This is a genomic window from Chryseobacterium sp. SG20098 (assembly GCF_031844745.1).
In the GTDB taxonomy this organism is placed as follows: Bacteria; Bacteroidota; Bacteroidia; order Flavobacteriales; family Weeksellaceae; genus Chryseobacterium; species Chryseobacterium cucumeris.
Map to the genome: position 1 here is coordinate 588,909 of NZ_CP134622.1, position 24,693 is coordinate 613,601.

Annotated in this window: 16 protein-coding genes; all 16 read left to right on the top strand. The window is 40.4% G+C overall.

What is annotated here, in order from left to right; all coding sequences use genetic code 11:
* The first annotated feature begins 70 nt into the window (after window positions 1-70).
* The 16 genes from xylA (at window position 71) to RHP76_RS02730 (ending at window position 24,617) form a co-directional block, all read left to right on the top strand.
* A complete protein-coding gene (xylA, locus tag RHP76_RS02655; RefSeq protein ID WP_288444769.1) occupies window positions 71-1,399 on the top strand; it encodes a xylose isomerase in 1,329 nt (442 codons plus the stop codon).
* A gap of 93 nt (window positions 1,400-1,492) precedes the next feature.
* Window positions 1,493-4,387: a SusC/RagA family TonB-linked outer membrane protein gene (locus RHP76_RS02660; RefSeq protein ID WP_311229408.1), complete on the top strand. Its 2,895-nt coding sequence runs from the start codon at window positions 1,493-1,495 to the stop codon at window positions 4,385-4,387.
* 12 nt (window positions 4,388-4,399) lie between these two features.
* Window positions 4,400-6,358, top strand: coding sequence for a RagB/SusD family nutrient uptake outer membrane protein (locus RHP76_RS02665; protein ID WP_120231001.1), 1,959 nt, complete (start codon window positions 4,400-4,402; stop codon window positions 6,356-6,358).
* Between the two features lie 79 nt (window positions 6,359-6,437).
* Window positions 6,438-7,613, top strand: coding sequence for a mannonate dehydratase (uxuA, locus tag RHP76_RS02670; protein ID WP_311229409.1), 1,176 nt, complete (start codon window positions 6,438-6,440; stop codon window positions 7,611-7,613).
* Window positions 7,614-7,645: 32 nt separating this feature from the next.
* The gene (locus tag RHP76_RS02675) at window positions 7,646-8,461 is read left to right on the top strand and encodes an SDR family oxidoreductase (protein ID WP_311229410.1); all 816 of its coding nucleotides are present in this window, start codon (window positions 7,646-7,648) and stop codon (window positions 8,459-8,461) included.
* Window positions 8,462-8,589: 128 nt separating this feature from the next.
* Entirely contained in the window at window positions 8,590-10,008 is a 1,419-nt protein-coding gene (gene uxaC, locus RHP76_RS02680; protein WP_311229411.1) for a glucuronate isomerase, read from the top strand.
* Window positions 10,009-10,012: 4 nt separating this feature from the next.
* Entirely contained in the window at window positions 10,013-11,011 is a 999-nt protein-coding gene (locus RHP76_RS02685) for a sugar kinase (RefSeq protein WP_311229412.1), read from the top strand.
* Window positions 11,008-11,640: a bifunctional 4-hydroxy-2-oxoglutarate aldolase/2-dehydro-3-deoxy-phosphogluconate aldolase gene (locus RHP76_RS02690; protein WP_311229413.1), complete on the top strand. Its 633-nt coding sequence runs from the start codon at window positions 11,008-11,010 to the stop codon at window positions 11,638-11,640. The genes RHP76_RS02685 and RHP76_RS02690 overlap by 4 nt, the downstream gene beginning before the upstream one ends.
* A gap of 4 nt (window positions 11,641-11,644) precedes the next feature.
* Entirely contained in the window at window positions 11,645-12,919 is a 1,275-nt protein-coding gene (locus RHP76_RS02695) for an MFS transporter (RefSeq protein ID WP_120231007.1), read from the top strand.
* A 174-nt stretch (window positions 12,920-13,093) separates the two neighbouring features.
* Window positions 13,094-14,812 carry a glycoside hydrolase family 43 protein gene (locus tag RHP76_RS02700; RefSeq protein WP_311229414.1) on the top strand — a complete coding sequence of 573 codons (1,719 nt, stop codon included), beginning with the start codon at window positions 13,094-13,096 and terminating at the stop codon, window positions 14,810-14,812.
* A gap of 86 nt (window positions 14,813-14,898) precedes the next feature.
* Complete coding sequence (locus RHP76_RS02705; RefSeq protein ID WP_311229415.1) at window positions 14,899-16,506, top strand: glycoside hydrolase family 43 protein; 1,608 nt, start codon at window positions 14,899-14,901, stop codon at window positions 16,504-16,506.
* A gap of 100 nt (window positions 16,507-16,606) precedes the next feature.
* Window positions 16,607-17,479 (top strand): alpha/beta hydrolase, encoded by an 873-nt coding sequence (locus RHP76_RS02710; RefSeq protein WP_288444742.1) that lies wholly within the window; start codon window positions 16,607-16,609, stop codon window positions 17,477-17,479.
* Between the two features lie 32 nt (window positions 17,480-17,511).
* Window positions 17,512-18,888 (top strand): glycoside hydrolase family 43 protein, encoded by a 1,377-nt coding sequence (locus RHP76_RS02715; RefSeq protein ID WP_311229416.1) that lies wholly within the window; start codon window positions 17,512-17,514, stop codon window positions 18,886-18,888.
* Between the two features lie 2 nt (window positions 18,889-18,890).
* Complete coding sequence (locus tag RHP76_RS02720) at window positions 18,891-20,828, top strand: glycoside hydrolase family 97 protein (RefSeq protein ID WP_311229417.1); 1,938 nt, start codon at window positions 18,891-18,893, stop codon at window positions 20,826-20,828.
* Window positions 20,829-20,856: 28 nt separating this feature from the next.
* Entirely contained in the window at window positions 20,857-22,077 is a 1,221-nt protein-coding gene (locus RHP76_RS02725) for an SGNH/GDSL hydrolase family protein (RefSeq protein ID WP_311229418.1), read from the top strand.
* A 17-nt stretch (window positions 22,078-22,094) separates the two neighbouring features.
* Window positions 22,095-24,617 carry a glycosyl hydrolase 115 family protein gene (locus tag RHP76_RS02730; protein WP_311229419.1) on the top strand — a complete coding sequence of 841 codons (2,523 nt, stop codon included), beginning with the start codon at window positions 22,095-22,097 and terminating at the stop codon, window positions 24,615-24,617.
* The last annotated feature ends 76 nt before the right edge of the window (window positions 24,618-24,693 follow it).

A 24,693-nucleotide genomic window follows, 5' to 3' on the forward strand; every position in this document is an offset into this window, starting at 1 on the left:
TTTCAGAATCAGTGAGAAGGGAATTTCTACGCAAAAAATTAAAAACAGAAATAAAAATAATCAAATAAATATGAACACTTTAACAGGTACAAAAGAGTTTTTTACAGGTATTGAAAAAATTAAGTTTGAAGGGAAAGAAAGTAAGAACCCTTTGGCATTCCGCTATTATGATGCGGAAAAGATCGTGATGGGAAAACCAATGAAAGACTGGACAAGATTTGCGATGGCATGGTGGCATACCTTATGTGCAAACGGAAGTGATCCTTTCGGAGGTCCTACCATTCACCACCCATGGGATATCGGAAACGATCCGTTAACCAGAGCAATGCACAAAATGGATGCAGGTTTCGAATTCATGTCTAAAATGGGATTCAATTATTACTGCTTCCATGATATCGATCTTGTAGACCCTGCCAGCAACTGGAAGGACTACGAGAAAAATATGCAGACTATCGTGGAATACGCCAAACAAAAGCAGCAGGAAACAGGAATTAAGCTTTTATGGGGGACAGCCAATGTTTTCACTCATGAAAGATACATGAACGGTGCTTCTACCAATCCAAATTTTGATGTAGTAGCCTGTGCAGGAACTCAGGTGAAAAACTCAATAGATGCAACGATAGCGCTTGGTGGTGAAAATTATGTCTTTTGGGGTGGAAGAGAAGGATATATGAGCCTTTTGAACACAGACATGAAGCGTGAAAAAGATCACCTTGCGCGTTTCCTTTCCATGTCAAGAGACTATGCCCGCCAGCAGGGCTTTAAAGGAACTTTCCTGATTGAGCCAAAACCGATGGAGCCTACCAAACATCAGTACGATTATGATTCTGAAACAGTAATCGGATTCCTTAGACATTACGGATTAGACAAAGATTTCAAATTGAATATCGAAGTGAATCACGCTACATTGGCAGGCCATACATTCGAACATGAGCTTCAGGTTGCAGTTGATGCAGGACTTTTAGGAAGTATTGATGCCAACAGGGGAGATTATCAGAACGGATGGGATACAGACCAATTCCCGATCGATTATTATGATATGGTTCAGGCATGGCTTGTTCTGCTTCCGGCAGGAGGTCTGGGAACAGGAGGAGTGAACTTTGATGCTAAAATAAGAAGGAATTCTATTGATGCTGAAGATTTATTCATTTCTCACATTTCAGGAATGGATGTATTTGCTAAAGGTCTTCTGGCAGCGGCTGATATCCTTGAAAATTCAGATTACAAAAAGCTGAGAACAGACCGTTATGCTTCTTTTGATAACGGAAACGGAAAAGCATTTGAAGAAGGCACACTTACACTGGAAGATCTGCAGAGAATAGCTCACGAAATCGGCGAACCACAGCCAAAAAGCGGAAAACAGGAATTGTTTGAAGCCATCGTGAATATGTATATATAATTAAAAATAAAAGGCTTATAAACACTAAGGATTTTTATACACAATAATTATTAAAGAGCCTTTTATTCAACAACTAATATTAAAATAATAATTATGAACCGATTTTATTTCAATAAAAGCAATAGAGCAGCACTGTTTTTTGCAATGACTCTGTTGCCTTGCGGCATAGCATATTCACAGGTTAAGAAAGATACAGTAGCTAAAGAAAATAAAATAGATGAAGTTGTTGTGATAGGATATGGAACCCAGAGAAAAGAAGCTGTGACAGGTTCTGTAGCCACTGTAAAAGGAGATGCCTTGCGTGAAGTACCTTCTGCCAACATTACCCAGGCATTACAGGGAAGGACAGCTGGGGTAGATATCTCGCAAACATCTACAAAACCGGGTGCTGCCATGCAGATTCGTATCAGGGGAACACGATCTCTTACAGGAGATAATAACCCGCTGATTGTATTGGATGGTATTCCTTTCGTAGGATCACTGGGAGATATAAGCTCTAGTGACATCAAAAGTATTGATATCCTCAAAGATGCTTCTGCTACAGCCATTTATGGATCAAGAGGAGCAAACGGTGTTATCCTTGTTACCACCAACAGAGGGGCAAAAGGACAGAGACCTAAATTCAGTTATAACACCTTTACAGGAGTTCAGACCTTATTTTCAAAATATCCGATGATGGATGGCCCTAAATTTGCGCAGTTGCGTGCTTATGCCATTCCAGCAGGAAATACAACACCTTTGTATTCCAACGGGGCGGATGAAAATAGCAGTGTTAATACAGACTGGCAAAGTTTGTATTATAAACCTGCCATGATGACCAGTCATGATATTGGCGTATCTGGAGGAACAGAAGGTGGAAATTATAATGTAGGCTTGTCATACTTCAAGCAAAATGCATTAATCCCTATTCAAAGTTATGAAAGATTTGCTCTTCGTATGGCGATTGATCAGCAGGTGGGATCTATCTTTAAGTTCGGTTTCACTACCAATACAAACTATTCCGTTTCTGAAGGAAATGGGGTAAACCCGGGAGCTGTTTTAGGATATTCTCCTATTGCTAATCCTTACAATGCGGACGGAACTCCGAAAAGAGTAATGAGTACAGCTGGCGGTATCGATCAGACATGGATTTATACAAGAGGAAGCCTGGGGAATCTGGGAGATAAATATATCGATGAGACCAAGGCCTTCGCATCCTATAATAATCTTTACGGGGAAGCCAGCCTTCCGATCAAAGGATTAAAGTACAGATTAAATGTAGGGTTGGATTACCGTACTTCAAACAGCGGAAATTACTCCGGTGTAGGAGTCTTTAATACGAATCCTCTAGGTCCTTCCGCAGCCGGAAGAGGGAATAACCAGACCTACCACTGGGTGTTGGAAAACCTTTTAACGTATGACCGTACATTTGGTAAGCATAAAGTAAATGCTGTAGCACTTTATTCAGCAGAACAGAATAAGTATACAAGCTCATACATGAGTGCAAAGAATGTTCCGGCAGACTTTTTCCAGTATTATAACTTAGGACAGTCGCCTCAGGCTGATATTACCGTAAGACCTGAAGACCAGGTGTACTGTAAAACAGGCCTGCTTTCAGCGATGGGAAGAATCATGTATACGTATGATAACAGGTATATGCTTACAGCGACACTTCGTGCTGACGGGTCTTCAAGGCTTGCTCCGGGAAACAAGTGGCACACCTATCCCGCATTATCACTAGGATGGAATGTTACCAATGAATCTTTCATGCAGAATATCAAAGTGATTAATCTCCTTAAATTCAGAGCCGGATGGGGACAGACTTCCAATCAGGCAGTAGATCCATATTCTACGATGGGAAGATTTAACGTTGCTCCTTATAATTACGGAAGTGCAGGAAGTACAGGAATCTATGGAAATCAGCCGCCTAACCCAAGCCTGGGATGGGAATATTCAAAAACACAAAACTACGGAGTAGATTTCGGGATTTTGAACAACCGCCTTACGGGGAGTGTGGAGTATTACAAAACCCATACCTATGACCTGTTAACACAGAAAAGCCTTCCGGCATCAAGCGGATGGTCTTCCATTGTTTCGAATGTAGCAGAAACAGAAAATAAAGGAGTTGAAGTTTCTTTAAACGGGGTTATTTTCGATAATCCGGATGGATTTACCTGGGAAGCAGGAGTTAATTTCTATACTAATAAAAACAAAATTTTATCGCTTGCATCAGGAACAGAACGTGACATCAATAACTCATGGTTTGTAGGGCATAATATCAATTCATTATACGATTATCAGTACATCGGCCTTTGGCAGGCAGGCGATCCTTACCAGAATATTCTGGAACCGGGTACTGCTGCAGATGTTGTAGGATCTATCAAAGTTCTTTACACCGGAGGTTATAATGCTGACGGAACACCGGTAAGAGCAATTGGACCGGATGACAGACAGATTTTTGATACGGCTCCGAAATTCCAGGGAGGATTTAATATGCGCTTTGCTTACAAAAATTTTGAACTGAGCACAGTCGGAGCTTTCCAGCATGGGGGAATTTTGGTAAGTACCATTTATGGATCTGCAAGTTATCTTAACCGATTAACGGGAAGAGGAAATAACGTAGATGTAGACTACTGGACAGAAGACAATACAGGAGCTTATTTTCCACGTCCGGGGCGCCATCTGAGTGGTGATAATCCGAAGTATTCTTCTACTTTAGCTATGTTTGATGCTTCTTATCTTAAGCTTCGTACCATTACCTTAGGATATAATGTTAACAAAGATTTTTTAAAGGACCTGAAAATTACCAGCTTAAGAATTTACTTCACCGTAACCAATCCTGTTGTACTATTCTCACCGTATCATAAGTTCTCAGGGATGGATCCGGAACCGAACTCTTTCGGAAATGAAAATCAGGCGGTAAGCGGATATCAGAGCCGCCAGCTTGTTATAGGAACCAATAACCCTTCCACAAGAAATTACTTAATGGGACTTAACTTAACCTTTTAAAACTGTATTGTCATGATAAATTTTAATAAAAAACTGTTATTAGGAGCAATCTTTTTATCCTTAACATTTACAGGTTGTAATGAAATTCTTGATGAACAGCCAAGATCAATATATACCGCTGATTATTTTAATACACCGGATGGTGTTAATCAGGGATTTACGGCTTTATACAGGCAGATGAGATTACTGTACGGCAATGGCTACTTTATGAGCAATTGTCAGAACGGAACTGACGAATCTACCTGGGCACAGAGTGCGGACGGTAACTTTAAGGAATTAGATATGTCCGGAAACGGGATTATCAATTCCAATACCTTTCCTACAAGTATGGTCTGGAACTCTGTATTCCCGTATATCAATACTGCCAACGGAATTATTGAAAAAGGACCAGGATTCGGAATCGCAGAATCTATGATCTCTGAAGCCCGTTTCTTCCGCGGTTTTTACTATTTCATGCTTGTACAAACGTATGGAGGAGTTCCACTGGATTTAGGAACAGGAGAACTGAAATATAACACTTTACCTTCCACCTCTTCCGTAAGAAATACCGTACCGGAAGTATACACAAAAACTGTTTTTGCTGACCTTAAAAAAGCAATAGAAAATCTGCCGGCATCACCAAGGGTAACCGGAGGTGTCACTAAAAATGTAGCAAGACTAATGCTTGCCAAAGCCTATCTTACTTACGGATGGTGGCTGCAGAATCCAAACGGAATTCCAACGTATCCTGAAGCAGCAAGAACTGACCCGGACGGACACAATGCCCAATGGTATTTCCAGCAGGCTTATGATATTGCCTTGGAAGGAATCAACAATCCCGGTCCTTATGCGCTTCAGCCTACCTTCTATGATGTGAATGTAGGTTCAAATGACAGAAATACCGAATCGATGTTGTATGCAGATCATACTCAGTCGAGCACATACTATAACGAAAGTGATCCTGTAGGATTCGGATCAGGCTGGGCTCCGGACAATTTTGCAGCATGGATGCAGACCTGGAACTATACTGCCATCAAAAGTAGTAAAACAACAGCATGGTTAGGGGCAGACATTGTTAGCCCCGTACAGAGAGAAGCATCACAGCCTTTGGGACGTCCTTGGGTTCGTATGTGTCCTACCTTGGGAGTTATTAAAAATACTTTTGCAGATAAAACCAACGATTCCCGTTATGACGGAACTTTTGTAACCACTTACAGAGGAAACTGGAACAAGAATGGAACGGGATTAACTACAGTTCCCGTACTTTATAATGCCAATAATCTGCCTGTACAGCCAGGAGGTGCTATTTTAAGCTTCCTTAATGATGACAGCCAGACTCCTTCTTATCCTACGGGAGCAGGGCAAAGTGGTGTGGGAGCAGGAACTCTGTCAGGAAGAGCAGACTGGGTCATTGCACCGAACGGAATCAGCAGAATTGTATATCCTGGTCTTTGGAAAATAGGAACTTACCGTACCGATGATCCAAACGGCTTAGGATATCCGAATGCAGGATTAACACGTCCTTTCAGCGTTGCCAAATTCTCAGAATTCTATTTTATTGCCGCAGAAGCAGCTGTAAAAGGGGCTTCAGGAGCTATGACAGCCAGAGATCTTATCAACGTCATCCGTGCCCGTGCCGGAAAATGGAAGTTCAATAATGCACAGAATACCGCTTATGTAGCAGATAACAGTGCCGCAATGACTGCTGCTACGCCATCTGTAATTACCATTGATTATATCCTTGCAGAAAGATCCCGTGAATATTACGGAGAATTCTACAGATGGTATGATCTGGTACGTACACAGAAGTGGGGAGATTATGCGGCAAGTTATCAGATTGGAGGAGCTTCTTATGGAGATCATGCTCCGCAAACGGTTACTAGAACGATAAAACCATTTCATTATCTGAGACCGATTCCTCAGAACCAGATCGATGCCATGGAAGTATCGGCAGATATTAAAGCAAAATATCAGAATCCGGGATACAATTAATTTCATTCTACATTCATATCAGTAACAGAGTAGGTGTGAAAAGCACCTGCTTTGTTTATCTGAATTAAATTTTAAAACTATGGAAAAAACCTGGCGTTGGTTTGGCAAAAAAGACAAAATAGCACTCAGTACACTTCGTCAAATAGGAGTAGAAGGAATTGTTTCTGCCCTGCACGATATCCCAAACGGAGAAATCTGGAATTCAGAGTCCATCAATGATTATAAAAACTATATAGAAAGCCACGGACTTCGCTGGTCTGTTGTGGAAAGTCTTCCCGTAAGCGAAGCCATCAAATACGGAGGTGAAGACCGTGACTCTTTAATAGAAAATTATATCACAAGCCTTGAAAATCTGGGTAAAGCAGGAGTTAAAACAGTTTGCTACAACTTTATGCCTGTTCTCGACTGGGCAAGGACGGATCTTTTTCACGAATGGGAAGATGGTTCATCCTCACTTTATTTTGACAAAGCCAAGTTTGCATACTTCGAAATTCATATCCTTAAAAGGGAAGGTGCAGAAAACGATTACAGTCCGGAAACCCTTCAAAAAGTAGAAGAATTAAAAAATACATTAACAGAAAAAGATAATCATGACCTGATAGACTCAGTCATTGTAAAAACACAGGGATTCGTGAACGGAAATATCAAAGAAGGTGAATTGAATCCTGTAGAAAAGTTCAAAAGTCTGCTGGCTTTGTACGATGGTATAGATAAGCATCAGCTTCGTCAGAACATGAAATATTTCCTTGAAAAAATAATGCCTGTCTGTGAAAAATGGAGTATCCAGATGTGTGTACATCCTGATGATCCGCCTTTTTCATTACTGGGATTACCAAGAATAGTGACCAATGAAGAAGATATTGACTGGCTGCTGCAGGCTGTTGATAACCCTCACAACGGAGTAACCTTCTGTGCCGGATCTCTCAGTGCCAACCTTCAGAATGATGTTCCAAAGCTTGCGCAAAAATTTGCTCACCGTACCAAATTCGTTCACCTGAGAAGTACAAATGTCTTTGAAAACGGCGATTTCATCGAGGCTTATCATCTGGGAGGAAGAGGAAAGCTCATTGAAGTGATCCGTGTATTCGAAAAAGAAAATCCTGATCTTCCTATGAGGATTGACCATGGTAGACTTTTAACGGAAGATATTGACAAAGGATATAATCCCGGTTACTCATTTTTAGGAAGAATGCTGGCATTGGGCCAGATAGAAGGAGTAATGGCTGCCGTTCAGTCAGAATTACAGAAAAATTAATCTGCGTTTGTAATAAAATAGTAAAAAGTAAAATGAAAGACCTGTTTAGTATTAAAAACAAAGTAGCAGTCATCACAGGGGCTTCAGGCGTTTTGGGAGGCAGCCTTGCCAAAAGTTTTATAGAGGCCGGAGCAAAAGTTGTCGCACTGGGAAGAAACCAGGAAACACTGGATGCCCGGGTAAAAGAACTGACAGATTTGGGCGGGGATGCACTTGCTGTAGAAGCCAATGTGATGGATATTGAAAGCCTTGAAGCCGCTTCCTTGAAAATAAAAGAAAAGTATGGCAGCATTGATATTCTGCTCAATATAGCAGGTGGAAACATTCCGTCAGCAACCTTATCACCCGAACAGTCATTTTTTGATATGGATATGAAAGGATGGGCTGAGGTTACCGATCTCAATATCAACGGGACAGTTTACCCCAGCTATGTTTTCGGAAAAGTAATGGCGGAGCAGGGAAGCGGAAACATTATTAATATTTCTTCCATGGCCGCCTATTCAGCAATTACAAGAGTAGCCGGATATTCTGCCGCCAAATCCGCAATCACCAATTTTACCCAATGGCTGGCCTCTGATCTGGCATTGAAATTCGGAGATAAAATACGCGTTAATGCTGTAGCACCAGGATTTTTCATTGGTGATCAGAACCGTGCTATTCTGTTGAATCCGGACGGAAGCTTAACCGAAAGAAGTAAAAAAGTAATGGCCAAAACACCCATGCAGAGATTTGGAGAAGTAGAAGAACTGAATGGGGTTGTACAGTTTCTGTGTTCAGATGCTGCAAATTTCATCACAGGAGCACTGATTCCTGTTGACGGAGGTTTCAGCGCATTCAGCGGAGTATAAAAAGCTAATTTCTTCATATCATCAAACAGGACCTTAATGGTTTCATTAAGGGTTCTGTTTTTAAAATGCCGGCTTTCATGAAGTCAGAAATAAACGACAATTAAAATCCAGGATTGTAACAACAAATAATGAGTAATTCCACTAAAAATAAAAACGTTTTCGGAGAATTGTTTTTGCTTGAATCAGCAAAAGCAGAAAATCTGTATTTCGGTTATGCTAAAGATATGCCGGTTATTGATTATCACAATCATCTTGAGCCGGATGTTATTGCTGCCAATCAAAACTTCCGTTCTCCAGCAGCTATCTGGCTGGATGGTGACCATTACAAATGGAGAGCCATGAGAAATTTTGGTATTGATGAACAGTTTATTTCAGGAAATGCTTCAGATCAGGAAAAATTCATGAAATGGGCAGAAGTGTTACCGTATACTCTTCGTAATCCTTTGTTTCACTGGACGCATCTGGAGCTCAAAAATCCTTTTGGTATCAACGAGTATTTATCACCCAATAATGCAGATACGGTGTATCATCAGATGAATGAAAGTCTGCAGACAGACAGCTTTTTACCACAATCCATCATTCATAATTTTAAGGTAGAAGCGTTGTGCACTACAGATGATCCTGCTGATGATCTGGTTCATCACAAGGCTTTAAAAAACAGTGGATTTAACACAGCTGTTCTTCCGGCTTTCCGCCCTGATGCCTATATCAATATGATTAATCCTGAACAGTATCTTTCAGGAATTAAAAAGCTTGAAAAAGTATGTGGATTTTCCATCGGGTCAGCTTCTGATCTGTTGAATGCACTTCAGTCCAGAATCAATTATTTTGTGGAAGCAGGAGCAAAAGTAGCTGATCACGGCTTTGAATATTTCCCGGATACCACAAAGTGGAATCAAAACCTTGAAAAAGAATTTTCCGGATTCCTGAAAGGGAATATTTCAACATTTTCCGATCCGGATGCCTTATGCGGCTATATGCTGAAAGAGCTTTGCAAAATGTATGCAGAAAAAGGCTGGGTACAGCAGTTTCATGTAGGGGCAACCCGAAACAACAATTCAGAAATGTTCAGAAAAATGGGAGCTAATGCAGGATATGATGCCATTGGAGAACCATTTTATGCACAGCGATTGAGCGTTTTGCTGGATGCATTGAATTCAGAAGAAAAACTGGCCAAAACCATTATATACAATCTGAATCCTGCATTTAATGAAGTTCTGGCATCCCTTGCCGGAAACTTCAATGAAGGAGGTATTAAATCCAAAGTACAGTTTGGAGCAGCCTGGTGGTTTCTTGATCAGCTCGACGGGATGACCAAACAGATGAACACACTTTCCAATATCGGTTTGATAAGCACTTTTGTCGGCATGTTGACCGATTCCCGAAGCCTGCTGTCATTCTCAAGACATGATTATTTCAGAAGGCTTTTGTGCAATCTGTTCGGAAGTGAAATGGAAAGAGGTCTTCTTCCCGATGATGAAAAATGGGTAGGAAAGATCATTCAGGATATCTGTTATCACAATACAAAAAATTATTTTGAAATCTAATACCATGCAGGACTCGACGAAAATACTATGTTTCGGGGAACTGCTTCTCCACTTTGCCCCGGATTCCGAAGGAAACTGGCTGAATGAGCAGTCTCTTAAGATGTATATAGGCGGAGCAGAATACAATGTAGCAGCAGCACTTTCCCAATGGAAAAATTCTGTGAAATTATTATCAGCTTTACCTGAGAATTTTGTTGGAAATCACTTAGAATTTCAGCTTAACAATAAAGGAATAGAAGTCCTTGCAGAAAAAACTCAAGGGAGAATAGGAACATTTTACCTTTCTTCTGATGGAGATATGCAGAACGCTTCAGTGGTTTACGACCGATTTCCGTCTGTTTTTACCCAGTCGGATTTTGAAACTTTCAGTAATGATGAACTATTTTCAGGAGTAAAATGGCTGCATATCAGTACCATCACACCGGCTTTGAGTGACAATGCATTCCGCAAATGTTTACAGATCATGAAAGAAGCCAGAACAAGAAATATTACGGTTTCTCTTGATCTGAATTACAGAGCATTGCTTTGGCAAAACCAGAATCCTCACAAAATTAAAGAGCTGATGCCTTTTGTGAATGTCCTTATGGGAAATATCTGGTCTGTTGGGCAGGTCCTTGATATTCCGGTTAAATATGAGCTTAACGGAAAATTCGATGATGAAAATCTTCTGAAACAGGCTGAAAAAACAGCGTTGGAAATCCGGAAACAGTTCCCGGCTGTGGAAAAAATTGCAAATACTTTCCGCTTTACAAACGGAGAACAGGTGAATTACTTTGCCACCTTATTTGCTGATGAGAAACTTTTGATTTCAGAAAAATATAATTCAGATAAAATCGAGGAAAGGGTAGGAAGCGGTGATTCTTTCATGGCGGCCTTGATTCATGGAATTTTAAAAGGAAATTCTGATGAGCAGATCCTTGAGGATGCGACAAAAGTTGCTTTTAAAAAACTTTTTGTAAAGGGAGATACCATTGATGAAAGCATAAATATCGAGAAATTATGAGTGAAATACTACAAAAAATAAAAGACCAGAAAATAGTTCCGTTATTCTATAACGAATCGTTTGAGGTCTCAAAAAATATCGTAAAAGCTTTATACGAAGCAGGAATCCGTGTGATAGAATATACCAACCGCGGCCATCAGGCATTGGAAAATTTCACTAAGCTGAAAGAAATTTCCCATACAGAATTTCCTGGTCTTCTGTTAGGAATCGGAACGGTGAAAAACATAAAAGAAATGGATGATTATGCTCATGCAAAAGCAGATTTTATCATTACACCAGTGATCAGTGAAGCATTGGTAAAACATGCCTTTGAAAAAAATATACTTCTGATTCCGGGCTGTTTTACCCCTTCCGATATCAATATTGCCTATCAGAACGGTTTAAAACTGGTTAAAATATTCCCGGCTGATTCTTTAGGGAAGAACTACATCAAATCGATACAACCTGTTTTTCCGGGAATGAATTTCATGCCCACCGGAGGAATCCATGCTGAAACTGAAGATATCAGTGAATGGCTCAATGGAGGTGCCATAGCAGCAGGGCTGGGAAGCTCTCTCATTGGAAAAGATAATAATGAAGAAGAACTGACTCTGAAAACAAAAAAATTATTACAACAACTTAATCAATAACTCAATGCAGGCTCCTCAAAACCGCAATATAAGATGGTGGATGCTGTCTCTTGTCTTTCTCGCCACTACGATCAATTATCTTGACCGTCAGGTAATGGGTTTGCTGAAACCTGTACTGGAAAAAGAATTCAGCTGGGATGAAAAAGATTACAGCTATATCGTCATGGCCTTTACCACGACATATGCCATCGGTTATATGGCGATGGGGAGGTTTATAGACAAGGTCGGAACCAAAATCGGGTATGCGGTTTCCCTTATTGTATGGAGTTTGGCCTCGATAGGACATGGTCTTGTCAAAAGTACCATCGGGTTTATCATTGCGAGAAGCACGTTGGGAATCAGTGAAGCAGGAAACTTTCCTGCTGCCATCAAATCAGTGGCTGAATGGTTTCCCAAAAAAGAAAGAGCACTGGCAACGGGAATTTTTAACTCAGGAGCAACGGTGGGAGCTATTTTGGCGCCGCTATTGGTTCCGTTCATTCTTGGGCATTACGGCTGGAGGCAGACTTTTGTGTGGATTGGAGCTTTGGGCATGATTTGGATTATCCTTTGGTGGAAATTTTATGCCGTACCGGAAAAAACAAAAAATCTCAGCAAGGAAGAACTGCAGTACATTAAAAGTGATCAGGCTGAAAAAGCAGAAGAGAAAACCAAAATTCCTTTATCGGAATTACTGAAATATAAAGTAACATGGTCATTTGCCATCGGTAAGATATTAACCGATCCTATCTGGTATTTCTTCATGTTCTGGCTGCCGGCCTATTTCTCGGATGTATTTAAAATGGATTTAACCAAACCATCTCTTCCGTTAATTATTATTTACAGCGGAACCACGATCGGAAGTATTGGTGGAGGATATCTCTCATCATTTCTGATCAAAAAAGGCTGGGCCATCGGAAGAGCCAGAAGCATTACCATGTTATTGTTTGCTTTGATGGTAGTTCCGGTCATGTTCTCAAAATATGTAGATAATATGTGGATGATCACAATCATCATTGCCTTTGCAACAGCTGCACATCAAGGATGGGGAGCGAATCTTATGACTACGGTCGGAGATCAGTTACCCAACAATTATGTCAGTTCTGTCATTGGTTTTGGCGGAATGCTGGGCTCAGCGGCAGGAATCATTTTTCCCCTTTTTATCGGAATTGTTCTCGATGCCTTTAAAAAATCAGGAAATATCAACGGAGGTTACAATATTATATTTTTCATAGCCGGAATATCCTATGTTACAGCCTGGGGATTAATTAAAATAGTCAACCGGAAGAAAACCGCTTAAAATATATAACGATCGGTAAACGATTATAATGATAAATATAAATGCCATTTGCTGAGTATAACGCCTTGGCGAACCTTAAAAAGATAGTCGTTAAAAAATTTGCGGACTTAGCGTTAAAAAGAACAACACCTATTCAAAAATATACATTTTAAAAACTATAAAAAAAGAATAACAATGAAACAGAATATAATGAATTTAGCTTTTTTCAGGAATAAAACGAATATCCTTGCAGCAGCAGCTTTGCTCTCGGTGACTACTATTTCTGCCCAGACTTTCTCAGACTTCAATTACCGTGGAAACGATAAAATATACAATGATAACCCTCTTAAACCAGACGAATTTTATTCCCCGATTCTTCAGGGCTGTTATCCCGATCCCAGTATTACCAGAAAAGGCGAAGATTACTATCTCGTAAACTCTTCATTTTCAATGTTTCCGGGAGTTCCTATTTTTACTTCTAAAGATCTTGTGAACTGGAAACAGGTAGGGCACGTTCTGGACAGACCTTCACAGCTTAAGGTTGAAAAATCAGGCGTTTCCCATGGAATTTATGCCCCGGACATCAAATACAATAAGCACAACGATACTTTTTATATGATCACTACCCAGTTTGCAGGTGGTATTGGAAATATGGTCGTAAAAACCAAAGATCCGGCAAAAGGATGGAGCGAAGTTCAGAAACTCAATTTTGAAGGTATTGATCCTGCTATTTTCTTTGATGATGATGGAAAAGCATATATCGTTCATAATGATGCTCCACCACAAGGTACCGAGCAGTACAACGGCCACCGTGTGATTAAGATGTGGGATTATGATCTCGAAAAAGACCAGGTAGTTCCGGGTTCGGATAAAATTATTGTAAACGGAGGGGTAGACCTTTCCCAAAAACCCATCTGGATTGAAGGGCCTCATATTTACAAAAAGAATGGCAAATATTACCTGATGTGTGCAGAAGGAGGAACCGGTGGTAATCACAGTGAAGTTATTTTTATGTCCGATTCTCCCAAAGGACCTTACGTTCCAGCTGATAATAATCCGATTCTGACGCAGCGCTATTTCCCAAAAGACCGAAAAGAAAAAGTAGACTGGGCAGGTCATGCAGATCTGGTAGAAACACCGGAAGGCCAATATTATGGAGTATTTTTAGCAATTCGTCCGAATGTCAGCAACCGTGTTAACAAAGGCCGTGAAACTTTTATTCTTCCTGTAGACTGGAGCGGAACGTATCCTGTGTTTCAAAATGGCCTGGTTCCGATGAAACCAAAATTGAAAATGCCACAAGGTGTTCAGAATCAAACCGGACAAACCGGATTTTTCCCGAACGGCAACTTTACATACAACGATAAACTAACCGATAAAAACCTCGATTTCCGTTGGATTGCCATGCGTGGTCCTCGTGAAAACTTCATTACTGCAACAAAAAATGGTGTAAAAGTGAATCCAATGGAAACGAACATCAAAGCGTTGGCTCCGATTTCATCTTTGTTCCACAGATTACAGCACGAAGACTTCGAAACTTCCGTAACCCTGGATTATAAACCAAAATCGCAAAAAGAATTGGCTGGAATTACCCTCTACCAAAGCGAAACATTCAATTATGTTTTTGGAATCACGAAAAAAGATAAAGATTTCTACATCGTATTGGAAAGAACAGAAAAAGGACAATCAAAGCTGATCGCCAGCGAGAAGATTTCATTATCCAAACCGGTTAAACTGCAGGTTGTTGCCGATAAAGATGAACATAGCTTTAATTATTCACTGGATGGCACGAATTATAAAAATTTGGGAGGACCGGTTTCAGGAGATATTCTTTCTACTGATATAGCGGGAGGCTTTACAGGAAGCCTTATCGGGCTTTACAGTACATCTTCCAATGATATTGTACCGAATTAAGTTAGTATTAGCAATGTCACACTGAGCTTGTCGAAGTGTTCCTTTTAAGATTGTAAAGAATTAAATCGAACCAAAATATCAAAACCTTGAAAATCAAAAAATCTTATATAGTTTCTTTATTGGGATTTATCGGGCTGAATCTTCTTTCAGCCCAGGTAAATCCTTCCGGAAAACAGAGTACTGCATTTACCAATCCCATCATCTGGGCAGATGCACCGGATTTATCCATTACCAGAAACGGAAACGATTTTTACCTGATCAGTACCACCATGCATCTGATGCCGGGAGCTCCGGTAATGCATTCCAGGGATTTGGTACATTGGGAAATGTCTGGTTATGTTTTCGATACTTTGAATGACAACTCGAAATATGATTTATTGAACGGAACCGTTTACGGCAGAGGTCAATGGGCTTCTTCAATCCGTTATCATAAAGGAAAATATTACGTTTTATTCTCTCCGAATGATGAACCTTTCAAATCTTATTTCTATGTGACTGATGATCCTGAAAAAGGAAAATGGAAGCTGATCACCAGAACACGGCATTTTCATGATGCTTCACTGTTTTTTGATGACGATAACAGAATATATGTTTTCACTTCCAACAAAGTTTTTGAACTGAGCCCCGATTTTAAAGAAGTGATCGGAAATCCTGATGGAACTGAGGTATTTCAGAAAGATGCTTCGGAAACCGGACTTCTGGAAGGCAATCAGATCATCAAAAGAAACGGGAAATATTATATGATGATGATATCCTGGCCCAAAAACGGAAAACGCCGCCAGGTCGTCTACAGAGCAGATAAAGTGATAGGCCCTTACGAGAAAAAAGTCGTTTTGGAAGACAATTTTTTAGGGTTCTCTTACGCAGGTCAGGGCGCTTTGATTGATGATAAAAACGGAAACTGGTATTCTCTTATTTTTCAGGACAGAAATGGAGTAGGACGTGTTCCGCTGCTGCTTCCCGTACAATGGGAAAACGACTGGCCGGTATTGGGAGATAACGGAAAAGTTCCTTTGAAAGGAGAAGTTCCGCTTCCGCTATTCAAAGCAAAAAATCATTTGGTGGAAAGCGATGAGTTCTCTGATAAAACAATGAAAATCCAGTGGCAATGGAATCATAATCCGGTGAATGAAGCCTGGTCTTTATCTGAAAGAAAAGGCTTTCTGAGGCTGAAAACCAGCAGGGTGGTAGACAATCTATACGCGGCACCCAATACCTTGACCCAGAGAATGGAAGGCCCAACTTCTTCAGCAGTTGTCGCAATGGATCTTAAAGGAATGAAAGATGGAGATGTAGCAGGTTTTAGTGCCTTCAACGGGGATTCCGGGATTTTGTCAGTAGTGAAGGAAGGTGAAGAAAAATTCATTGTTTTTTCAACCAACGAAGTGAGCCTGGACAATAAAACAAAAGCCATTACTGGAGTTAAAAAAGAAGAAAAAAAACGGATTCCTCTTAATTCTGATAAGATTTTCCTCCGTATCGATGCTGATTTTAACCTCGGGAAAGATCTTGCAGACTTTTATTACAGTACTGATCAGAAGAACTGGACGGAAATGGCAAAAGATTACAAAATGATCTTTGATTACCGTAGATTTTTTATGGGATCAAAATTCGCAGTTTTCAATTATGCCACTAAAAATACCGGAGGTTTCGTAGATGTTGATTTTTTTAGGATCAATGAAACTGGAAAATAATAAGCAGAAGCACAGAAAATGTGTGATAAATAAGCAAAGAAATAGTACGCTATTATTTTTTTAACTGAAATAATAAGTGTTAAAACTACAAATAAAAATCATGAATAAGTCAGTTGTATTAGCATTAGGTTTCATGCTGTCAGGAGTTTTTATTTCTGCACAGGTTTTTGATAAAAAAGTACCACAGGATTTCGATACAGAAAAAAAGGAAATTCCACACGGAAAAATTGATACTATACAGTATTCTTCGGCAACGGTTGGAACTACACGTAAAGCTTTGGTATATACGCCTCCCGGATATAAAAAAGGTGCTCAATATCCCGTTCTATATCTGCTACACGGTATTGGAGGAGATGAAAAAGAGTGGTTTAAAAATGGAACTCCGCAAATTATTTTAGATAATCTCTATGCCAAAGGAAAACTTTCTCCCATGATCGTTGTACTTCCCAACGGCCGGGCGATGAAGGATGACAGGGCAACCGGAGACATCATGGCAAAGGATAAAGTAGAAGCTTTTGCAACCTTTGAAAAAGACCTGCTGAATGATCTGATTCCCTTTGTAGAAAAAAAATATCCTATTAAAAAAAACAGAACTGACAGAGCGATTGCCGGACTTTCCATGGGTGGTGGACAGACCCTGAATTTCGGACTGGGAAATATCGATAAGTTCGCATGGGTGGGAGCCTTTTCCGCAGCTCCAAATACAAAAGAACCTCAAGTTCTTCTCCCGGATCCATCCAAAGCTAAAGATTTACAACTTCTCTGGATCTCATGCGGAGACCAGGACAGGCTAATGCCTTTCAGTAAAAGAACGAGTGACTATCTTACAGGCAATAAAATTCCCCATATTTTTTATATAGAACCGGGCGGTCACGATTTCAAAGTGTGGAAAAATGATCTGTATCTGTTCTCACAGTTGCTTTTCAAACCTGTCAATCAGGAAGAAGTCAATCGTATTCTGAAGTCACAATAAATACAGGATTAAGCTTTTAAATCCAAATTTCTATGAATATCCGTACAATACATATAAGTTTCATTTCGCTGATAGGTTTATTTTCAATGGGAACTGCGCAGAACCCTATTATTCAAACCAATTACACTGCAGACCCGGCACCAATGGTGTACAATGACAGGCTGTATGTGTACACTACCCATGATGAGGATGACTCCACCTGGTTTACCATGAACGACTGGAAAGTGTATTCCACCAACGATATGGTGAACTGGACAGACCATGGGACAATTCTTTCGTATAAAGATTTCGACTGGGCAAAACGGGATGCCTGGGCTGCACAATGTGTAGAAAGAAACGGAACGTTTTTTATGTACGTTCCGATGTGGTCCAAAACCAATAACAAAGGCGCTATAGGGGTTGCCGTTGGTGACAGCCCGTTGGGGCCTTTTCATGATCCGCTGGGAAAACCTCTTGTTCAGAGCGAATGGGGAGATATTGATCCCACCGTTTTTGTAGATGATGACGGTCAGGCACACATGTACTGGGGAAATCCTAAGCTTAAATACGTAAAACTGAATGAAGATATGATCTCCTATTCCGGAAATATTGTAGAAGTTCCGATGACCGAAGAATCATTTGGCAAAAGAGACGGAAAGCCTAACCCGGAAAGACCCACAAAATACGAGGAAGGCCCGTGGCTGTACAAAAGGAAAAACCTGTATTATCTTTTCTGGCCGGGAGGTCCGCTTCCTGAATTCATAGGATATTCTACAGGTAAAACAGCACAGGGGCCATGGAAATATGGAGGAATTGTAATGCCTACTGAAGGGAAGTCATTCACCAGTCATCCCGTTGTTATTGATTTCCGGGGGAAGACCTATTTCTTTTATCACAATGGTGCATTGCCGGGCGGAAGCGGATTTACAAGATCGGTAAGTCTGGAAGAACTTACCTTCAATAAAAACGGTTCCATTTCGCCGTTTAAAATGACCAATGGAATTACAAAAGCTATCGCAACAGTTAATCCTTATTCGTTCAATCAGGCGGAAATGATTGCCTGGTCGGAAAATGTAAAATCCTATCAGAATAAAGAGACTGGTGTTTTCATCAAAGCAAAGAAAAATGGGGCTTATACCAGTGTAAAGAATGTTGATTTCCGGAAAAAAGGAGCCGCTGCCTTCTCTGCAAGAGTAGGAACTACTCACAACAGTGACGTCACAATGACCGTTCATCTGGATGCTGTGAACGGCCCGGTTGCTGCTACGGTAAAGGTTCCGCTTACAGGTGGGGATGACCGCTGGGAAACGGTAAAAGTTCAGCTAACTGAAAAGATTATCGGCATTCATGATCTGTACTTTGTATTCAATGGAAAAGCCTCAACAGATATTATGTATTTCGATTACTGGACCTTTCTTGAAAATAATTAATTATGAGAAAAAAAGTTTTATATATCGTATTCAGCCTGTTTCTGATCAGCAAAAGCTTTGCGCAGGTAGCAGAAATTTCTAGTCTTGATGGACATCTGAAGCTTCAGGTTTTTTCAGAAGAGGGAAAAGCCTTCTATGATGTTATCCTTCAGGGAAAAACAATGCTTGAAAAATCCCCGCTGGGTTTGGTAACCAATGAGTCCGATTTTTCAAAGAATATGAAATTTACCGACAGCAATAAAGATATCATTTCTAAGAAATATACGAACGGAAAAATCAAAAAATCTGAGGTTCATTACAATGCCAATACTTTAACCGTTAATTTCACCAATGTAGACCAGCATCAGATCAGTATTGAATTTCAGGTGAGCAACAACAATATTGCTTTCCGTTACAATATTCCACCGATGAAAGAACGGCTGAGTGTTGTGGTACAGTCAGAATCCACAGGGTACAGATTCCCATCACAGTCCACTACTTTTCTTTCACCTATGATGAAGCCTATGACAGGTTTTGCACGCACGGCACCAAGTTATGAAAGTGGCTATAAAGCTGATGCTGAGCTGGGAATGCCATCCGATTACGGATACGTTTTCCCTGGTCTTTTCCATATTGGAAATGAGGGTTGGGTACTGCTTTCCGAGACAGGAGTGAACAGTACGTATTGTGCTTCACACCTTGAAACCACAACAGAAAAAAGCCTTTATAAAGTAGCCTATCCGGATATTGCTGAAAATAACGGTTTCGGAAGTACCGGAGCAGCCATTTCTCTTCCCGGAAATACGCCGTGGAGAACAATTACAGTAGGCAGCTCCCTGAAACCCATCGTAGAAACTACCATTCCTTTTGATGTCGTAGATCCGATGTATGAGCCTTCACAGGAGTATCAGTTCGGGAAATCTACCTGGAGCTGGATTCTTTGGCAGGATAACAGTATGAACTATGATGATCAGGTGAAATTCATAGACCTTGCTGCTACGCTGAAATATCAGTTTATTCTTATGGATGCGCTTTGGGATAAAAATATAGGTAAAGACCGCATGAAAGAGCTTATTCAATATGCAAAATCGAAAAATGTCGGGGTATTACTTTGGTACAATTCCAACGGTGCGGCGAATGATGCTCCGATGGGACCTAGAAATAAAATGAGCTCATCCATTGAACGGAAAAAAGAAATGAAATGGTTGAAAGAAGCAGGCGTAAAAGGGCTCAAAGTGGATTTCTTCGGAGGAGACAAACAGGAAACCATGCGTCTTTACGAAGATATTCTGTCAGATGCCAATGATTTTGGACTAACCATTATTTTCCATGGAGCTACTTTACCGAGAGGCTGGGAAGTAATGTACCCGAATTATGCAGGAAGCGAAGCCGTTCTTGCTTCAGAAATGCTTTATTTCTCAGAAGATGTACGGAAACAGGAAGCTTTTTTTGCCACGCTTCATCCTTTTATCAGGAATACGGTGGGAAGTATGGAGTTTGGCGGGACTTTCCTCAATAAATATTTAACAAAATCCAACAGGGATAAAAATAAAAGACATACTACGGACGGCTTTCAGCTGGCTACAGCAATCCTGTTTCAGAATCCCGTTCAGATGTTTGGCATCATGCCGAATAACCTGACTGATGCTCCGGAATTTCAGCTCAGCTTCATGAAAGAAGTTCCGACACTTTGGGATGAAACCGTTTTTATAGACGGCTATCCCGGAAAATATGCCGTGGTTGCGAGAAGACATGCGGATCAATGGTATGTTGCTGGTGTAAATGCTGAAAAACAATCTCAGAAACTGAAAATAAAGCTTCCGATGTTTGCGGGGAAAACAGTTAGATTCATTAATGATGATGCTCAGGGGAATACATCAGAAAAAGAAGTGAAAGTGAATGCAAAAGGCGACTTTACAATTGAAATTCAGCCGAACGGAGGATTTGTAGTAAGAAATTAAAGGCTTGATAAAACAAAAAACAGAAAAAATGCACTTCAAAAACTTATACATCTTTATCATTTCGGGATTTTTGATTTCCTGCTCTACCTCACGAAGTCTGGAAAAGCAGTCATCCAAAAGTCAACGGCTTACCACTTGGGCAACGGCTCCCCAATTGGTAGAACCTAAAAACCTTGCGCCGGAACCGGGGCTTTCGGGAAACACTCTGCGTCAGATTGTCCGTGTATCTGTGGGTGGGAAAAAACTGCGGTTACGTTTTTCCAATAAATATTCCATGGATAGTCTGTCGGTAAAAGCCGTTTCTATTGCCGTGCCATCCGATAGCAGCAATGTGGATACAGCCACCATCAGATCATTAACGTTTGAGAAGAAAAATAATTTTAAAATTGCTCCCGGATCTGATATTTATTCTGATGAGGTGAACTTTAACCTGAAGTCTAATTCGTTGCTGGCCATTACAATTTCCTATGGAAAAGTAACCCAATCTGTCACCGGGCATCCGGGTTCAAGAACAACCTCTTTTATTGTTAAAGGTGTGCAAGCGAGTGCTGCTATATTTAAAAATCCTGTAAAAACAGATCATTGGTATTCGCTTTTTAACATCGATGTAAAGACAGGTGAACCTTCGTATGCGGTGGCTATTATGGGAAATTCCATTACCGACGGAAGAGGATCGGGAACCAATAAACAGAATCGCTGGCCGGATATTTTTTCGCAGCGGTTACTGGCGAATCCTTCAACCAGGAATGTAAGTGTCCTTAATTTCGGGATTGGTGGGAATTGTGTGGTGCGTGGCGGTTTGGGTCCTACAGCATTAGACCGTTTCGATTATAACATCCTCAATCAGCAGGGCGTAAAATGGCTGATCATTCTGGAAGGAGTGAATGATCTGGGAGGAACAAGAGATGCTGATGATGCCTCCAAAAGAATAGAAGAACTGATTGCCGCTTACCAGGTGATGATCAATAAGGCACATGCTAACGGAATTAAAGTATACGGAGCAACGATTCTTCCTTTCGGAAAGTCATTCTATGACAAACCTTTCCGTATCGAGGCATGGAAAAAAGTAAATGACTGGATAAGAAACAGCGGAAAATTTGATGCCGTCATCGATTTTGCAAAACAAATGCAAAGTGAAAATCCGGAAGTCATCTTAAATGATATGCACGATCATGATTTTCTTCATCCCAATGAATCTGGCTACAGGAGAATGGGAGAATTTGTGGATCTGAACTTATTTAAAAATTAAAATCAAAAAGATAGAGTATGAATTTTACAAAAAACATTTCGCTGTTTCTTACGTTGTTGTTTATATTTTTTGTAAAAGCAACCGAACCATTTATTTCTTTTGCTAAGACAGAAAATTCGATGGTATTGAAAGAGCGTAATTCAGGTTTGATGCTTTTTTCAGATAGTGATTCTGATAAAGGAATTCTGCGGGCCGTTGCGAATCTTCAATCTGATTTTCAAAAAGTAACCGGTGTTCAGCCTAATCTGGTTTCCCAAAACTCCGTAGTAAACGGGATGATCATCATTATTGGTGAAGCAGGTAAAAGCAAAACCATTGATGATTTAATTCGGCAAAAAAAGCTGGATGGAAAAGCATTAACAGGGAAAAGAGAAAAATATATCATTCAGAATGTCAGTGATCCATTTCCGGGCGTTTCTGAAGCCATTGTGATTGCAGGAAGTGATAAAAGAGGAACGATTTACGGGATTTATGAAATGTCTCAGCAGATAGGTGTTTCACCATGGTATTATTGGGCTGACGTTCCGGTTGAGAAAAAAGAAAATGTATACTTTAAAAAAGGAATCTATACCGATGGTGAGCCTGCTGTAGAGTATCGCGGTATTTTCCTTAACGATGAAGAACCTTCATTGGGAGGCTGGGCAAGAGCAACTTTTGGCGGAGTTAATTCTAAATTTTACGAAAAAGTTTTTGAGCTGATCCTGCGCCTTAAGGGAAACTATATCTGGCCGGCAATGTGGGGAAAAGCATTTTATGACGACGATCCTCTGAGTGGCCCTTTAGCAAATGAAATGGGTATTGTCATGGGAACTTCCCACCATGAACCTATGGCTTTGGCACAAACCGACTGGCACAGGTATATCAAAAAAAATAACCTCCCTAATGTCTGGGATTATGCTAAAAATGCGGAAGTTTTACAAAAATTCTGGAAATCCGGACTCGAGAGAAGCAAAAACTGGGAAAAACTCGTAACAGTAGGAATGCGGGGTGATGGTGACGAAGCAATGGGAGAGGGAACCAATATTGCCCTGCTCGAGAAAATTGTAAAAGATCAGCGTAAAATCATCGCAGATGTTACCGGAAAGAAAGTGGAGAAAACACCTCAAGTCTGGGCATTGTATAAAGAAGTTCAGGACTATTATGATAAAGGAATGCGGGTTCCGGATGATGTGATCCTGCTGTTCTGTGATGATAACTGGGGAAATGTAAGAAAGCTTCCGGACCTTTCAAAGCCTTTGCATAAAGGAGGCTATGGAATCTATTACCACTTCGATTATGTAGGTGGCCCGAGAAACTCCAAATGGATCAACATAAGCCCCATCCAGAGAGTCTGGGAACAGATGAACCTTTCCTATGAACATAAGGTGGATAAGCTTTGGATCGTCAATGTAGGAGATTTAAAACCTATGGAGTTTCCGATCAGTTTTTTCCTGGAAATGGCCTGGAATCCAAAGCAGTTTAATGCTAAAAATCTTTTTGAATATACTGAGAAATGGACCGCTCAGCAGTTTGGTGAAAAACATGCCGGGGAAATTGCCCGGATGATTAACCTATATTCCAAATACAACAGAAGAGTAACGCCTGAAACCCTTGACAGCAAAACGTACAGCCTTGAAAATTATCATGAATTTGAAACGGTTTTAAATGATTACAGAGCATTGGCCGTAGAAGCTTTACGGTTAAAAGAACAGATTCCTGCCGATTATCAGGATGCGTATTATCAGTTGGTTCTGTATCCGATTGATGCATGCAGTAATTTATACGAAATGTACTATGCGGTGGTAAAAAACAGGGAACTGGCAGCAAAAAAAGATCCTGAAGCAAATTTCTACGCAGATAAAGTGAAGACATGTTTTGAAAGAAACGCTTATCTGGATAATCAATACAATAATGTGATTGCCGGAGGAAAATGGAAGCATATGATGGATCAGATGAGGATAGGATATAAAAGCTGGGCAGACGGAAAAGAAAATATAATGCCTGAAGTGACCTATATTTCTGAAGCTGAGGTTCCCAAAGAAAAGGTATTTAAGGAGAAAAACGGCTATGTTTCCATTGAAGCAGAAAATTTTGCAAGAATGAGCAATTCTGAACGAATTCATTGGGAAGTGATTCCTGATTTTGGAAAAACAAAGTCGGGAGTGACAACCTTTCCGCAGAATGCATATCCTAAAAGCGATGAAAATATCTGGCTTGAATATGATATCAATTTTGAATCAAAAGGTGAGTTTGAAGTCCAGCTATTATTAGCCCCGACTTTAAATTTTAATCATAATAAAGGATTGCGTTACGAAATTTCTTTTGACAACGAAACTCCGCAAATTGTCAACTTCAATGGCCATTACAAAGGAGAATTGGGAAGATGGCAGTCCGAACATATTATTAAATCTATTACAAAGCATTCGGTTCAGCAGGCTGGAAAGCACATGTTACGTTTCAGAGTGCTGGAACCCGGTATTATCCTTGAAAAGATACTGATCAACACCGGAGGATTAAAACCCTCTTACCTGGGCGCTCCCGAAAGCGAAATGCTTTACTGAGTGGCCCAATACTTATCACAAACAACACTTTAATTATGAAACATTAATCTTAATTCACATTCCAATCTGAAATACA